Origin of the sequence: Cellulomonas sp. ATA003 (assembly GCF_031582905.1) — a bacterium.
In the GTDB taxonomy this organism is placed as follows: domain Bacteria; phylum Actinomycetota; class Actinomycetes; order Actinomycetales; family Cellulomonadaceae; genus Pengzhenrongella.
In genome coordinates this window covers 2,633,788-2,648,500 of the sequence record NZ_CP133990.1, presented here as the reverse complement: position 1 = coordinate 2,648,500, position 14,713 = coordinate 2,633,788, and the positions used below count along the sequence as shown (strand labels likewise).

At 71.0% G+C, this 14,713-nt stretch carries 18 protein-coding genes and 1 pseudogene; 12 read left to right on the top strand and 7 right to left on the bottom strand.

The features are described from left to right. Position 1: 1 nt before the first annotated feature. The 6 genes from REH70_RS13245 to REH70_RS20740 form a co-directional block, all read right to left on the bottom strand. Positions 2 to 259 carry an SHOCT domain-containing protein gene (locus REH70_RS13245; protein ID WP_310747821.1) on the bottom strand — a complete coding sequence of 86 codons (258 nt, stop codon included), beginning with the start codon at positions 257 to 259 and terminating at the stop codon, positions 2 to 4. A gap of 338 nt (positions 260 to 597) precedes the next feature. Further along, entirely contained in the window at positions 598 to 861 is a 264-nt protein-coding gene (locus REH70_RS13240; RefSeq protein ID WP_310747818.1) for a metal-sensitive transcriptional regulator, read from the bottom strand. A gap of 79 nt (positions 862 to 940) precedes the next feature. Then, positions 941 to 1,336, bottom strand: coding sequence for a DUF302 domain-containing protein (locus tag REH70_RS13235; RefSeq protein ID WP_310747817.1), 396 nt, complete (start codon positions 1,334 to 1,336; stop codon positions 941 to 943). Between the two features lie 37 nt (positions 1,337 to 1,373). Further along, a complete protein-coding gene (gene trxA / locus REH70_RS13230; RefSeq protein WP_310747814.1) occupies positions 1,374 to 1,745 on the bottom strand; it encodes a thioredoxin in 372 nt (123 codons plus the stop codon). 100 nt (positions 1,746 to 1,845) lie between these two features. Beyond that, complete coding sequence (locus REH70_RS13225) at positions 1,846 to 2,631, bottom strand: hypothetical protein (RefSeq protein WP_310747812.1); 786 nt, start codon at positions 2,629 to 2,631, stop codon at positions 1,846 to 1,848. A gap of 244 nt (positions 2,632 to 2,875) precedes the next feature. Further along, a complete protein-coding gene (locus REH70_RS20740; protein WP_396134533.1) occupies positions 2,876 to 3,190 on the bottom strand; it encodes a rhodanese-like domain-containing protein in 315 nt (104 codons plus the stop codon). 236 nt (positions 3,191 to 3,426) lie between these two features. Here REH70_RS20740 and REH70_RS13215 point away from each other — a divergent pair, with 236 nt between their 5' ends. From REH70_RS13215 to REH70_RS13170, 10 genes are all read left to right on the top strand, one after another. Then, entirely contained in the window at positions 3,427 to 3,747 is a 321-nt protein-coding gene (locus REH70_RS13215; protein WP_169324615.1) for a rhodanese-like domain-containing protein, read from the top strand. Positions 3,748 to 3,781: 34 nt separating this feature from the next. Next, positions 3,782 to 5,161, top strand: coding sequence for a rhodanese-like domain-containing protein (locus REH70_RS13210; RefSeq protein WP_310747805.1), 1,380 nt, complete (start codon positions 3,782 to 3,784; stop codon positions 5,159 to 5,161). 11 nt (positions 5,162 to 5,172) lie between these two features. Then, positions 5,173 to 5,991, top strand: coding sequence for a sulfite exporter TauE/SafE family protein (locus REH70_RS13205; protein ID WP_310747803.1), 819 nt, complete (start codon positions 5,173 to 5,175; stop codon positions 5,989 to 5,991). A 26-nt stretch (positions 5,992 to 6,017) separates the two neighbouring features. Further along, complete coding sequence (locus REH70_RS13200) at positions 6,018 to 7,151, top strand: HoxN/HupN/NixA family nickel/cobalt transporter (protein WP_310747800.1); 1,134 nt, start codon at positions 6,018 to 6,020, stop codon at positions 7,149 to 7,151. An 89-nt stretch (positions 7,152 to 7,240) separates the two neighbouring features. Continuing rightward, a complete protein-coding gene (locus REH70_RS13195) occupies positions 7,241 to 7,498 on the top strand; it encodes an SHOCT domain-containing protein (RefSeq protein ID WP_310747798.1) in 258 nt (85 codons plus the stop codon). After that, positions 7,495 to 8,325 carry a PepSY domain-containing protein gene (locus REH70_RS13190; protein WP_310747795.1) on the top strand — a complete coding sequence of 277 codons (831 nt, stop codon included), beginning with the start codon at positions 7,495 to 7,497 and terminating at the stop codon, positions 8,323 to 8,325. The genes REH70_RS13195 and REH70_RS13190 overlap by 4 nt, the downstream gene beginning before the upstream one ends. Continuing rightward, entirely contained in the window at positions 8,322 to 9,065 is a 744-nt protein-coding gene (locus REH70_RS13185; RefSeq protein ID WP_310747792.1) for a response regulator transcription factor, read from the top strand. Before REH70_RS13190 ends, REH70_RS13185 begins: the two co-directional genes overlap by 4 nt. Further along, positions 9,062 to 10,189, top strand: coding sequence for an ATP-binding protein (locus REH70_RS13180; protein ID WP_310747789.1), 1,128 nt, complete (start codon positions 9,062 to 9,064; stop codon positions 10,187 to 10,189). The genes REH70_RS13185 and REH70_RS13180 overlap by 4 nt, the downstream gene beginning before the upstream one ends. Positions 10,190 to 10,516: 327 nt before the next feature. Beyond that, complete coding sequence (locus REH70_RS13175) at positions 10,517 to 11,116, top strand: recombinase family protein (protein ID WP_310747786.1); 600 nt, start codon at positions 10,517 to 10,519, stop codon at positions 11,114 to 11,116. A gap of 7 nt (positions 11,117 to 11,123) precedes the next feature. Beyond that, positions 11,124 to 11,549: a helix-turn-helix domain-containing protein gene (locus REH70_RS13170; protein WP_310747783.1), complete on the top strand. Its 426-nt coding sequence runs from the start codon at positions 11,124 to 11,126 to the stop codon at positions 11,547 to 11,549. A gap of 27 nt (positions 11,550 to 11,576) precedes the next feature. On the opposite strand, the pseudogene REH70_RS13165 reads toward REH70_RS13170, so the two are convergent. Then, positions 11,577 to 12,858 (bottom strand): annotated as a pseudogene (locus REH70_RS13165) (IS3 family transposase). Here REH70_RS13165 and REH70_RS13160 point away from each other — a divergent pair. Then, complete coding sequence (locus REH70_RS13160; RefSeq protein ID WP_396134532.1) at positions 12,742 to 13,890, top strand: Mu transposase C-terminal domain-containing protein; 1,149 nt, start codon at positions 12,742 to 12,744, stop codon at positions 13,888 to 13,890. The pseudogene REH70_RS13165 and the gene REH70_RS13160 overlap by 117 nt on opposite strands. Further along, positions 13,887 to 14,684, top strand: a complete 798-nt coding sequence (locus REH70_RS13155; RefSeq protein WP_310747780.1) for an AAA family ATPase — start codon at positions 13,887 to 13,889, stop codon at positions 14,682 to 14,684. Before REH70_RS13160 ends, REH70_RS13155 begins: the two co-directional genes overlap by 4 nt. The last annotated feature ends 29 nt before the right edge of the window (positions 14,685 to 14,713 follow it).

Genomic DNA, 14,713 nt, shown 5'->3' with positions numbered 1-14,713 from the left:
CTCAGCCGTCCCGGTCCCCATCGAGGCGCCGGCGCCGCTCGTCGTACTCCGCGGCGTCGATCTCTCCCCGGGCGTACCGCTCATCGAGGATTTCCCGAGCCGGGTTGCGGCCGGTCACCCGTGGGTAACGCGGCCGACCACGATCGCCTCCAGCCAGGAGACGGATCAGCACCACCACCAGCACGACGATGCCGATCACAAGCAGGGCGAGGAACAACCAGCCCCAGCCCATCCCCGAACCGGTCTGGTTCCAACCCAAAATCCACCTCCACGGTGATTCGTAGCGGTCGACACAAGCGGTGCCGTTGTCGGCCGGCCTGACGTACTAAAGCGTGTACTCCATCTGGTGACGCCGGTCAGGTCGACGGCGACGATGTCTTGGTAGTGGCCTTCCAGCTCGCGACAGGCGGGCGCACCACGCGCAGGGTCTGCTTCTGCACGTCCTCCATCAGCTCAGGATTGTGAGTGCGGTTGGTGAGCCGGGATGTGTTCCGCCTCGATCGCGTTGGTCAGCGCAGCGCCCGCGCTGTCGGCGCCGGTGAGGACCAGCAGCTTGAGACGGGCTGAGCCGCGCTGCGCTGGCGCGCGGTGCTCCGGTCAGGCCAGCGAGAGGAAGAGTTTCTCCAGCTTCTGCACATCGAGGGTGTCCTGACCGTCGGACTCGAGCAGGCACTGCTTCATGCCCGAGGCGATGATGGCGAACCCGGCGCGGTCGAGGGCCTTGGAGACGGCGGAGAGCTGGGTGACGACGTCCTCACAGTCCCGACCCTCCTCAATCATGCGCACGACGCCGGCGAGCTGGCCCTGGGCGCGCTTGAGCCGGTTGACGACCTTGCCCATCTCGCTGGGGTCGAGCTCCATGACCGTGCCTCCCTCGTGCTGGTTCAGCCAACTTACCCCGCCGGGTATCAACCCAGGTCGTGCCCGGGTGTGGTTGTCGTCATGCCCGCTGGAGGGTGGACAGGGCCGTGCGCAGCCGGCCGGCAGCCTCGTCGGCCACGGCGCCGAGCTGGTCGTTGTGGGTGACCCCGACCATGATCTGCGGGTCGAGGGCCTCGACGACGGTGCGGTGCGGGCCGGCGGAGCGCACGACGACGTTGCAGGGCAGGAGCAGTCCGATGGACTCCTCGGCCTGCAGGGCGCGATAGGCCAGGGGTGGGTTGCAGGCGCCGAGGATGACCTGCGGGGGGATGTCGACGTCGAGCTTGTTCTTCAGTGTCGTGGCCATGTCGATCTCGGTCAGGATGCCGAAGCCCTGTTCGGCCAGCGCGTCGCGGACCGCGGTGACGGTCTGGTCGAACGGCTGGTCGACGGTGGTGGTGATGCTGTAGCTCATGGTTGCTCTCCGTTTCTCGGGTCGGACCTGACCGATGTCAGGCGGACTGCTTTTCCTGCTCCGCGAGCTGCGCGCGGACCTGGTCCATGTCCAGGTCGCGCACGGCCGCGATGACCTGTTCGAGCGCCGCCGGGGGCAGCGCACCCGGCTGGGCGAAGACGCCGATACCGTCGCGGAAGGCCATCAGCGTCGGGATGGAGGTGATCGCTGCCTGGGCGGAAAGGGACTGCTCGGCCTCGGTGTCGACCTTGGCGAACACGATGTCGTCGTGGGCCTGGGAGGCCCGCTCGTAGACGGGGGCGAACATCCGGCACGGGCCGCACCAGGACGCCCACCAGTCGACCAGGACGATGCCGTGCCGGTGGATGGTTTCCATGAAGGTGTGGGCGGTGAGGTTGACGGTAGCCATGTGGCGAACTCCCTTGCTTGGTCTCCGTAGAATACCCTCCGGGGTATACGCCACTCGTGGGACGCCGATATTCCGGTCCGGGTGCCAGCACCGGCGCGGGTCAGCTGGCGCAGCTGGCGCCGGTCTGGGTGAGGCGCTGGAGGAGCCCGAACCCCACCGCGGCGAGGGCTGCGGCGGCCATGGACGGCTGGTGCGGCGCCGCCTGGAGGAACCAGGCGGCCGCCAGGACCGTCATCGCCGCCATGGCCGCGCACGGGGAGCACCCGAGGTCCGGTCGGCGGCCCTTCCCGGGGCCGGGCAGGTAGGTCGCCAGCGTCGCGGCCGCAGCGACCGCCACGAGGGCGACGAGGGCGACGAGCACGGTCCACAGCGCAGGGGCGGGGAAGCCGCCGCCCGCGGCGACCAGCACGGCGAAGAGCGCGGGCGTGAGCACCGCCGTGGCGGTGACGCGGCGGCGGGGCCAGCGCCCGCCGCCGAGCCGGCCTGCCGCGGCGGAACCGACAAGGACTCGCGACGCCGGTCCGGGGGCCCGCTCGCCGGCTGCGGTCGGGCCGGTGGCTGAAGGCGGCGTGCCGGCGGCCGGTCCGGGGCTGGTCGCGGCTGCGGCCGGGGCCAGCAGGATGTCGAGACCGTCACGGCCGCCCTCGAGGTAGGCGCGCCAGGCCGCGCCGGTGGTCCCTGCGCCTGCCTGCCCGACCCAACGGGCGCGCACGGCCCTGATCGGGTCGGCCGGGTCGGCTCCCGGCTCGGCTGCGGTGAGCGCGCGTCGGGCCTGGGCCAGGGCGGCGATGGCGCCCTCGTGGTACTTCGCCGTGGAGCACGCCGAGCCGTCGCGGGAGAGCGTGCACAGGGACTGGTCCCCGGCCGTCGCGGTCAGTCGGGTCATCGCCTCGCGCTGGAGCGCCTCCGCCCGGGCGGCGTGGGCGGGCCCGGTGTCGGTCGTCGGTCTGCAGGGCGCGGTCACTGGCAGGTGCACCGCTGGGCCGGGTCTCGACCGGACAGGACGGCGTCGACGTGCTGGCCGCAGCCGGTCCAGGTTGTCTTGCCGCAGGTGGTGCAACGTGCGGGACTGCACATGGGTCATCTCCGGGGGTGGTCGCGTGTGTCGGGGCTCATCGGTAGGGACGTGCTCAGCGGCGGACGGCGCCGCCGGCGCGCTGCCAGGCGCCCATGCCGCCGGCGACGCTGGCGGCGTCGAGGCCGAGGTCGCGCAGCCGCTTCGCGGCGGTGCGCGAGCGCATGCCGCTCGCGCACACGACCACGACGGGGCCCTCCTTGGGTAGGCGCTGCGGGGCCTTGTCGAGCTGGGCGAGGGGAGGTGGACGGCCTGGGGGCGTGCCCGGTGCGCCACTCGTGGCGCTCGCGCACGTCGAGCAGGGCCGCCCCGTCACGGACCAGCTCGACCGCGCGCGCCGCGCTGACCGTCGAGCCGAGATGCCCGTCATTCGCGCCGCGGCCGAACAGGGCACGCAGCCGGGTCACAAGGGTGGTGGTCGTCATGGGGTGAACTCCTTTCAGCTGGCACGATACCCCCAGGGGTATCATGGTGTCATGTGGGGGCGCCGCGGGCCGCGACTTCACGGGTCCTTGCCGGGATGGGGAATGCGGTCGGCGGATGGCACGTTGCAAGCTCCCGAAACCTATACCCCGAGGGGTATCGTCGCTTCAGGAAGGAAGGTCCATGGCTGAGGTCTCCATCGACCAGTTCGCGGCCGCGAAGGCCGACGGCGCGTTTGTCATCGACGTGCGCGAGCCGTTCGAGTACGTGCAGGGTCACGTCCCCGGTGCCGAGCTGCTCCCGCTGAGCGAGGTCGCGGAGCGGACCGCCGCTCTGCCGACGAACCAGCCCGTATACGTCATCTGCGCCAGCGGTAACCGCAGCCTTCGCGCCACCGACTACCTGCGCGGTGCGGGTTACGACGCCTACTCGGTCCGCGGCGGAACCGAGGGCTGGATCAGCGCCGGCAACACCGTCGCGACCGGCCCGCACGCCGCAGCGTGACCGCCACCTCACCCCACCTGAAAGGACCACCTTGATGGCCACCACGATCATCTCCATCGAGACCCCGTCGCTGGGCGACCGCAGCTACCTCGTCCACGACGGCGAGGTCGCCTTCGTCGTCGACCCCCAGCGCGACATCGACCGCGTACTCGACGCCGCCGACAAGGCGGGCGTGCGGATCACGCACGTCTTCGAGACGCACATCCACAACGACTACGTCACCGGCGGCTACGCCCTGGCGCAGCAGACCGGCGCGCGCTACTACGTCAACGCCGAGGACGAGGTCTCCTTCGAGCGCACCCAGATCCGCGACGGCCAGGTCGTCGAGGTCAGTCCCACCCTGCGCGTGCGCGCCATGCACACCCCCGGACACACCTTCACCCACCTGTCCTACGTGCTCGAGGGCACCCAGCCCGCGGTCTTCTCCGGCGGCTCCCTGCTGTTCGGCTCCACCGGGCGACCGGACCTGCTCGGCGAGGCCCACACGCACGCCCTGGTCCGTCACCAGTACAGCTCCGCCCGCAGGCTGGCGGCCGAGCTGAGCGAGGACACCAAGGTCATGCCGACCCACGGGTTCGGCAGCTTCTGCGCCGCCACCTCCGCGGGCGGCGACACCACCGCCTCCACGATCGGCCAGGAGCGGCTGATCAACCCGGTGCTGAGCCAGGACGAGGAGGACTACGTCGCCGATGTCCTCGCCGGCCTGGACGCCTATCCCGCCTACTACGTGCACATGGGCTCGGCCAACGCCGCCGGCCCCACCGCCGCCGACCTCTCCGAGCCCGAGCGGGCCGACAAGGACCAGCTCCGCCGCCGGCTCGAGGCCGGGGAGTGGCTGGTGGACCTGCGCACCCGGACCGCCTTCGCCGCCGGCCACGTGCCGGGCACGTTCAACTTCGGCCTGGACGGTCAGTTCGCGACCTACCTGGGCTGGCTGATCCCTTGGGGCACCCCGGTCACGCTGCTGGGCGAGAGCCTGGAGCAGGTCGCCGAGGCCCAGCGCGAGCTGACCCGGATCGGCATCGACCGCCCCGCCGCGGCCGCGACCGGCCGCCCGGAGGAGTGGACTGACGCCCCGCTCGCCACCCTGGCGTCCGCGAGCTTCGCCGACCTCGCCCAGGTCCGCCACCACCGGCCCGTCACCGTCCTGGACGTGCGCCGGGTCAGCGAGTGGCGCGAGGCCCACATCGGCGGCGCCGTGCATATCCCGATCCACGACATCGTCACGCGCATGGACGAGGTGCCCGAGGGAGAGGTCTGGGTGCACTGCGCGTCCGGCTACCGCGCCTCCATCTCCGCCTCGCTCGTCGCGGCCACCGGCCGCCGCGTGGTCGTGGTCGACGACAGCTTCGACCGCTCCGCGCAGGCCGCCGGGCTACCCATCGTCACCGAGGCAACCCCGGCCTCCGCCTGACCGTCCCAGTTGTGCTTGCCCTGACGCTGCCGATCGGCCTCGTCGTCGGCATCACCCTCGGCGCCCTCGGCGGCGGCGGATCCATCCTGACCGTCCCGGCCCTGGTCTACCTCCTCGGCCTCGACCCCCGGTCCGCGACGACCGGATCGCTCATCATCGTCGGCATCACGACCCTGATCGGCATGCTGCCGCACCTGCGGGCCGACCGGATCCGCCTGGGTCAGGGCACCGTCTTCGGCCTCCTCGGCGTCGGCGGTGCCTTCGCCGGCTCACTGCTGTCGACCTCGGTGCCCCCGAACGTCCTGCTCGCCGCGTTCGCGGCTCTCATGCTCGTCGTCTCGGCCGTGATGACCCGGCGCCGCCGCGCCGCGGCCCGCAACGAGACCGCCGGCCGCAGCCAGGTCGAGGCCCGGACCACCCCCATGGTCTCCCTGCGCCCGTTCCGCTGCGACTGCCGCGCGGTCGGCGTGCTGCTCCTGACGGCCACCGCCGTCGGGCTGCTGACCGGATTCTTCGGGGTCGGCGGCGGCTTCGTCGTCGTCCCGGCCCTGGTGCTCGCACTGCGCCTGCCCATGCCGGTCGCCGTCGGCACCTCACTGGTCGTCATCACCGTCAACAGCGCCAGTGCGCTGCTCTCCCGGCTCGGCCAGGACGTGACCCTGGACTGGGGCGTGATCGCCTCCTTCACCGCCGCCGCGGTGCTCGGCTCCCTCCTAGGCGCGCGGATCACCACCCGCGTGAAGCCGGCCCGGCTCAGCCTGGCCTTCACCGTCCTGCTCGTCCTCGTCGCGCTCTACACTGCCGCCCGCAGCCTCGCCCCGCTCCTCTGACCGGCAAACAACCCAAGGACCACTACATGGCCCTTCCCACAGCCCTGACACCCCGCACGTCCCTGCCCCGTCCGTGGGGCGGCGCCGAGAAGCGCTCGCTCGCCGGCATGGCCACGGTCGTGCTGCTGCTCAACCTCGTCGGCTGGGGCGTGCTGCTCCTGGCCGTGGCCCCGCAGGACCTGCGGGTGGGCAGCGCCGGGGTGTTCGGCGTCGGCCTGGGCGTGACCGCCTTCCTCCTCGGCGTGCGGCACGCCTTCGACGCCGACCACATCGCTGCCATCGACAACACCACCCGCAAGCTCGTGGCCGAGTCCCGGCCCGCGCTCAGCGTCGGGTTCTGGTTCGCCCTCGGCCACTCCAGCGTCGTCTTCGGGCTGTCACTGCTCCTCGCCCTGGGGCTGCGGGTCGTCGTCGGCCCCGTCGCGGACTCCGGCTCGGCCCTGCAGCAGACTCTCGGCACGGTGGGCTCCATCGTGGCCGGCACCTTCCTCATCCTCATCGGCCTGCTCAACCTCGGGTCCGTCGCCGGGATCGTGAAGATCTTCCGCGAGATGCGCGGCGCACCCCTGGACGAGGCCGAGCTCGAACGACACCTGAACAACCGGGGCCTGCTCGCCCGTCTGCTGAACCGGTTCACCCGCCGGGTCGCCAAGCCCTGGCACATGTACCTCGTGGGGCTGCTCATGGGCCTCGGCTTCGACACCGCGACCCAGGTCGCACTGCTCGTCCTGGCCGGCGGCACCGCCGCCCTGACCCTGCCCTGGTACGCGATCCTCGTGCTCCCCGTTCTCTTCGCCGCCGGGATGAGCCTGTTCGACGCCGCCGACGGCATCCTGATGGCCCGCGCCTACCGATGGGCCTTCCTGGCCCCGGTACGCAAGGTCTACTACAACCTCACCGTCACGGCCCTGTCCGTCATCGCCGCCCTCGGCATCGGCGCCACCGTGCTCCTCCAGCTCCTCGCCGAGCACCTCCAGCCAACCGGCGGGCTTCTCGGCTGGATCGCCGGGCTCGACCTGGGCAACGTCGGCTACGCCTTCGTCGCCCTCTTCATCGGCACGTGGCTGATCAGCCTCGCCATCTGGCGCCTGGGCCGGGTCGAACAGCGCTGGCGCACGGCCGACGGATTGGGCACGGGACGGTCGACCCGGTCTCCTTGATGTCGTCTTGATGTTCGCCGAACGGTCCCTTCATCCGCGTGAGCGACCGTTGTTCCGAAGTTGGAAAACACTCACGGAAGGACACGAAGATGATGGGTTGGGGTTTGGGAATGGGCGCCGGTGGCTGGATCGCCATGGTGATCTTCTGGGTAGCGGTACTCGCGCTGATCGTCTGGGCGGTCATGCGGGTGTTCCCGGCCGGTGGTGCCCGAGGCTCCGCGCCGCGGGTCGAGACCCCGCAGGAGATCCTGGACCGGCGGTTCGCTGCCGGTGAGATCGACTCCGAGACCTACCGCGCCATGCGCGTCGCGCTGGACTCCGGCCGGGTGGATCGGGAGCTGTCATGAGGCACCGGATCTCACAGTTCCTGGTGCCCGCCGTGGCCCTGGCCGGTGCCCTTGGCTCGGGCGCCTGGCTGGTAACCCAGGAGACCCCAGCCTGGGCGTCGCCGATCCCATGGGCCACGTTCAGCGCTCAGGACGGCGAGAACTGGACCGGCCCGGGCCCGGAGATGATGGGCGCCGCCGGGACCGGGATGATGGGCGGCAGCAACGGCACCGGGATGGGCGGCAACGGGATGGGCGGCAACGGCACCGGCACCGGGATGATGAGTGCCGTCGAGACCGGGATGATGGGCGGCAGCAACGGCACGGGGATGATCGGCACCGACGGCACGGGAATGATGGGCTGGGTCGGCGGCAACGGCGGCCCGGTGGCTGACCTGGATGGCGCCCGTGAACAGGCCGCCGGCTTCGCCCGGTTCCTGGGCGGTGATCTCCGTGTCGGTGAGGTGATGCGGTTCTCTAACCACTACTACGCCCAGATCCTGGACCCCGGGGGGTCGAGGGTCACCGAGGTGCTGGTGGATCCCGGCACCGGCGGCGTCCAGATGGAGCTTGGTCCCGCCATGATGTGGAACTCCCGCTACGGGATGGCCGCCGCCGGTTCCGGCACGCCGGAGGTGTCCGCCGAGGAGGCCCTTGCCGCGGCGCAGCGCGCACTGAGCGGGGACGGGACCACCGTGGGGCCCGCGGAGGAGTTCCCGGGCTACTACACCCTGCACACGCTCCAGGACGGCGAGGTCGCCGGCATGGTGTCGGTCGACGCGGTCACCGGCGCGGTGTGGTCCCACGGCTGGCACGGCCGCTTCGTGGAGATGTCGGAGGCTGGGTGAGCCTCGGTGCCGGTGCGGGGCAGCCCCCGACCCGCGGCGGCGCTGAGGCGACACGGCCGCGGGTCCTCGTCGTGGAGGACGAGCCCGCCATCGCGCGGGTGGTCGCCGGCTACCTCGAACGGGAGGGCTTCGAGGTGGCCGTCGCTGGCGAGGGGCAGGCGGCGCTGGACCTCGCGCGGGCCCGTGAGCCGGACGTCGTCGTGCTGGACCTGATGCTCCCGGGCATCGACGGGCTGGAGGTGTGCCGGCGGCTGCGGACGTTCTCCGACGCCTACGTCATCATGCTGACCGCCCGCACCGAGGAGCTCGACCGGGTGGTCGGGCTCTCCACCGGGGCGGACGACTACGTCACGAAACCCTTCTCGGCGCCGGAGCTGGTGGCCCGGGTGCGCGCGATGCTCCGCCGCCCACGCGCCGGCACGGCCAAGGATCAGCCGGTGCGGCGGGTCGGGGACCTCACCATCGACCCGGCCACGCGTGAGGTCTTCCGCGGCGGTCGGCGCGTGGAGCTCACGCGTACCGAGTTCGACCTGCTCGACGTCCTCTCCGAGCGTCCGGGGCACGTGCTCAGCCGGGACCAGCTCTTCGAACAGGTCTGGGGTGGGCAGTGGTTCGGCGACCGCCACGTCGTGGACGTCCACGTAGCGAACCTGCGGCGCAAGCTCGGCGACGACGCCCAGTCCCCCCGCTACATCCGCACGGTACGCGGCTTCGGATACGGGATGGGAGCCGGCAGATGAGCCCGCCCCGCCGACCCGTGGGCCTCGGGCCGCGCCTATTCCTGGCGCAGGGCCTCGTCGTCGTCGCGGGTGCGCTGACCCTCCTGGGCGTCACCCTGATGCTCGCCCCGGGGCTGTTCCAGGAGCACCTGAGCCAGCTCCCCGAACCGGTTGGCGCCGCCTCTGAGCAGCACATCGTCGCGGCCTTCCTCGGGGCCACGGGCACCTCGCTCGCGGTGGCCGTGCTCGTTTCCTTGGTCACCGTGCTGGCCGTGAGCTGGTTCGTGACACGGCGGGTCGTCCGACCGGTCCAGGCCATGGCCGGTGCGGCAGACCGCATCGCCGCCGGGGACTACACCGCCCGGGTGAGCATCAGGGGCACCGGCCCGGAGCTGGAGGCCCTGGGCAACGCCCTGGACCAGACGGCGCACGACCTCGCCGTCACCGAACGCACTCGTGCTGAGATGCTGCGCGACGTCGCGCACGAGCTACGGACACCGCTGACGGCGCTGCGCGGGTACATCGACGCGCTCTCCGACGGCGTGCTGGTGCTCGACCCCGACGCGGTCCGCACGCTGCACGCGCAGCTGGCACGCGTCGAGCGGCTCGTGGACGACCTCGCCACCGTCTCCCGCGCCGAGGAGCGCCGGCTCGACCTGCACCTACGAGCCATGGCACCCGCGCAGCTGGTGGATGCCGCCGCGGAGGCTGCCCGGCCGGCGTACGCCAGGTCCGGGGTGAGCCTGCTGACCGACGTGACCGCGGGCCTGCCCGCCGTGCGCGTGGACCCGGACCGGATCCAGGAGGTGCTCGCCAACCTGCTCGACAATGCGCTCCGGCACACCCCGGCACCCGGCGTCGTCACGCTCACGGCCCGAGACGGCCAGGGAGTGGTCGAGCTCGCGGTGGCGGACACCGGCGAGGGCCTGGCCCCCGAGCACCTGCGACGCGTCTTCGAGCGCTTCTACCGCGTCGACCCCGGCCGCTCGCGCCAGCGCGGCGGCAGCGGCATCGGCCTGACCATCGCACGGGCCCTCACCGAGGCCCACGGCGGACACATCAGGGCCACCAGCGACGGCCCCGGTCAAGGAGCCACCTTCACCGTCACTCTCCCGACGACACCGCCCACCACGCCACCACCTTGAGATCCCCAGGCAGCCTCAGAACGCAGTTCTTCGCCCAGGTTGGCGGACCGACACCGTCCCCCGGCGGAGATCGCGATCCGGGCAGGAATCGTTGATGACTCGCGGCGGAGTGCGGCGGGCGTCAGGGGTGGCTTGGCGAAGAACGCGTGGAGGGCTCCAGGCGCGCGCCCGCACTATCGCGTCGTACCGTTAACGAGCGTTTCCGCTACACGCAGAGCTTGCGACCGAACGCAGTGGCGGTACGAGGAGCGCCTTGTAGCGAAACTCAGTGTCGGTTTCTACGCCCCGATACTTCCCGGGCCGGTCGAGTTTCGCTACGGTCGGCGGGTGGGTCATCTCCTTGGGTACGCGCGCGTGTCCACCATCGACCAGGACGCGACGCTCCAGATCGACGCGCTAAACCGGGCCGGGTGCTACCGGGTCTTCGTCGACACCAACTCCGGCGCGTTGCAGCGCCGGCCCGAGCTGGACAAGCTGCTCGACCAGATCCGCCCGGGCGACACCCTCGTCGTGTGGCGTCTGGACCGCCTCGGACGCTCGATCCGCCACCTCATCGACCAGCTGCAGGTCCTCGCTGAGCGAGAGGTCGGGTTCCGGTCCTTGCAGGAGACCATCGACACGACGTCACCGGGAGGCCGGCTCGTCTTCCACGTCTTCGCCGCCCTGGCCGAGTTCGAGCGCGATCTCATCCGTGAGCGCACCAACGCCGGCCTGACCGCGGCCCGAGCGCGCGGGCGCACCGGCGGACGACCGTCGTCACTGTCCACCGACCAGGTCAAGGCCGCTCGGCGGATGTACGACCAGAAGGACATGACCGTCGCCCAGATCGGCGATGTGCTGGGCGTCAGTCGCACCACGATCTACCGGGCGCTGAACCGCCAGCCCGCCACAGCGAGCCCGCCACGGCGGCCCAGAAGCGCCGTGTAGGCCCGACGTGGACGCGGACGGGCGCTGGCAGATCCTCAGGCTGCACGTCGAGGACCAGATCCCGCTCGCCGCCCTGGCCCGTGACTCCGGGATTGGACTGCGCACGCTGGAACGCTGGCACGCCCGCTACCGCGCCGCCGGGTTCGAGGGTCTGCGTTCGCGGCCGCGGGCCGACGCCGGCGGGCACCATCTCCCTGCGGAGCTGGTCACGCTGATCGAGGGCCTGGGGCTGACCAAGCCGCGGCCTTCGATCGCGGCGATCCACCGCGCGGTCGCCAAGGTCTGCGCCGCCGAGCGGTGGCCCGTGCCTTCTTACTCGGTGGTCTGGTCGATCATCCGCGGCCTGGACCCCGGCATGGTCACGCTGGCGCTCGAGGGTGCGGCGTCCTACCGGGACAAGTACGAGCTCGCGCTGCGCCGGGCAGCTGATTGATTCGCCCCGGGTTCGGTGGAGGCCCGGTTATCTGGCTCCGGCAGTGAGTTCGGCCGGTGCGGTTGCAGGGTAGTGCGCCCAGTAGTGCTGCTCGAGCTCTGCTGGTGGGACCAGTCCGATCTCGCCGTGCAGGCGCCGGTGGTTGAACCAGTCGACGTACTCGGCGACGGCGATCTCGACGTCGGCGACGGACTTCCAGCCCCTGGTGGGCGCATCGCGGGGTTGCGGATGCACTCGGTCTTGAACAGCGCGTTGAACGCCTCGGCCAGGGCGTTGTCGTAGGAGTCGCCCTTGGAGCCGACCGAAGCGACGGCCTTGGCCTCGGCGAGCCGCTCGGTGTAGCGAATCGCTCGGTACTGCACTCCGCGGTCGCTGTGATGGGTCAGGCCGGTCACGTCCTGCCCGGCGCGAAGCCGTGCCCACAGGCCCATGTCGAGTGCGTCCAGGGCCAGATCGGTGCGTAGCGAGGTCGAGACCTGCCACCCCACGACCAGCCGGGAGAACACGTCGATGACGAACGCCGCGTAGGTCCACCCGGCGTGGGTGCGCACGTAGGTCAGGTCCGCGACCCACAGCTGGTTCGGTGCGTCCGCGACGAACGCGCGGTCCACCAGATCCGCCGGCCGCTCGGTCTGCGCACCGTCGCTGGTGGTCGTGCGGCGGGTCTTCTCCCGGCTGATCCCGCGCAGCCCCTCGGCCCGCATGAGCCGTTCCACCGTGCACCTCGCCACCGCGGTGCCGGTCCGGTTCAGCTCGGCCCAGACCTTCTTGGCCCCGTAGACGCACAAGTTCTCCTGGAAGGTCTTGCGGATCAACGGCACCAACTGCGCATCGCGAACCGCACGCGCCGACGGGGCCCGCGTGCTGGTCGCGTAGTACGTGCTCGGAGCGATCTGCGCCGCAGTGCCCTTGAGCACCGCGCAGATCGGCTCGACCCCGAGCTCGCGCCCCTCCACCACCTCGTGGCGGTGAGCGTCGATGTAGTCGACTACCTGACGGACGGGCGGTCGAGCTCCGCCGCGAAGAAAGCCGAAGCCGTCTTCAAGATGTGGTTCGCCCGCCGCAACTCCTTGACCTCACGCTCTAGCTCGGTGATCCGTGCCGCGTCCTGGCTCGTCGTCCCGGCCCGCTGCCCGCCGTCGATCTCCGCACGCTTGACCCACGTGCGCAACGCCTCCGGGTGCACGTCCAGATGGCCCGCGACCCGACGGACCACGACCATCCGCTGCTCACCCGCCGCGATCGCGTCCAACGCCATCCTCGTGGCCCGCTCACGCAGCTCCTCGCTGTACTTCTTCGGTGCCGGCATGACTCTCATCCTTCCTGGGTTGAGAGCCTCCACCGAACCCGGGGCGAATCAGATCGGCCCAACGCGATGTGGCAGGCCGACCACACGCTGCTCGACGTTCTGATCGTCGGCACGGATGGCAAGCCCGCACGGCCGTGGCTGACCGCCGTGATGGACGACTGCTCGCGCGCGGTCTGCGGGTACACCGTCTCCCTGGACGCCCCCTCGTCCATGCACACCGCCCTGGCGTTGCGGCAGGCGATCTGGCATAAGCCCGATCCGGGCTGGCCGATGTGCGGCATCCCGGACGTGCTCTACGTCGACCACGGGTCGGACTTCACCAGCGACCACCTGACCCACACGGCCGTCGACCTGCACGTGCTCCTCATCTACTCCGCCGTCGCCCGCCCGCAGGGACGCGGCAAGATCGAGCGCTTCTTCGGCACCGTCAACACCGAACTCCTCGCCGCTCTGCCCGGGCACATCACCGGCGACCGCCCGGGGCCGGCGCCCAAGCTCTCCCTGACCGAGCTGGACACCGCGGTCGGGACGTTCGTCGCGGACTACAACGACCGGCCCCACAGCGAGTTCGGCGCCTCACCGCGATCGACGTGGATCGCCGACGGGTGGCTGCCACGCATGCCGGACAGCCTCGAAGACCTCGACCGTCTCCTGCTCACCGTGGCCCGGCCCCGGACCGTTCGCCGCGACGGCATCCACTTCCAGGGGCTGCGCTACGTGTCGCCGACGCTCGCCGGCTTCGTCGGACGCGCCGTCGTCATCCGCTACGACCCCAGGGACATCACCGAGATCCGTGTCTTCGACCACGACGAGTTCGTCTGCAAGGCAGTCGACCAAGATCACCACGGTGAGCAGGTCAGCCTTAAAGAGGTCCAGGCGGCCCGGAACGCGCGCCGTCGCACCTTGCGCCAGGGCATCAACGAGCGGATCGCCGTCGTCACCGCCCACACCACTGATCCTCCGCCCCGGCCGCTTCGTCCGCGGGTGCCCCCACCGGCGAAGTTGAAGCTCTACAAGGAGGACCTCTCGTGAGCGAACGCTTCATCGTCACCAAGGAGCACCGCCGCTTCACCGAGTTCGCCGACTCCGTGCGACGAGGCCACACCATCGGCCTGTGCTTCGGCGCCGCCGGCGTCGGCAAGACGGTCTCCGCCCGTCGTTACGCCCACTGGGACAACTCCCACGACCTGCTCACCGGCTGGGGGCCACGCTCCGAGAACGACGTCAAGATCTACGCCGCCCTCGCCAAGAGCCGCACCGTCTTGTACACCCCAGGCGTTCTCACCACACCTCGCCTGCTCCGGGACGACCTGAACCTGGCAATCTCGCGGACCAACATCTGCATCCAGGAACACGTCGAGGCCGCCGCGGTCTCACGGCGGACCAAGAACTACGTCCAGCTCATCATCGTCGACGAGTCCGAACGACTCAGTTCCACCGCGCTGGAGCTGCTCCGCGACCGGTACGACCGAGACAACATCGCCGTCATCCTCATCGGCATGCCCGGCCTGGAGAAGCAGTTCAGCCACTACCCCCAGTTCTACAGCCGCGTCGGCTTCGCCCATCACTACCGCGCGCTGGGCAACGACGAACTGCTCTTCGTCCTGGAGCGGCACTGGCGCGCACTCGGCAGGACCCTCGACCCCGACGACTTCACCGACGCCCAAGCCATCGCCGCCATCGCCCGCGTCACCCGCGGCAACTTCCGGCTCCTCGAACGCCTCTTCCCTCAGATCGAGCGGGTGCTGAAGATCAACGAGCTCCAGACCATCACCAACGACGTCGTCGAAGCCGCGCAGAGCACCCTCGTCATCGGCGTCACCTGACACCGCACCGCCACCCAGCAGGCACAGAC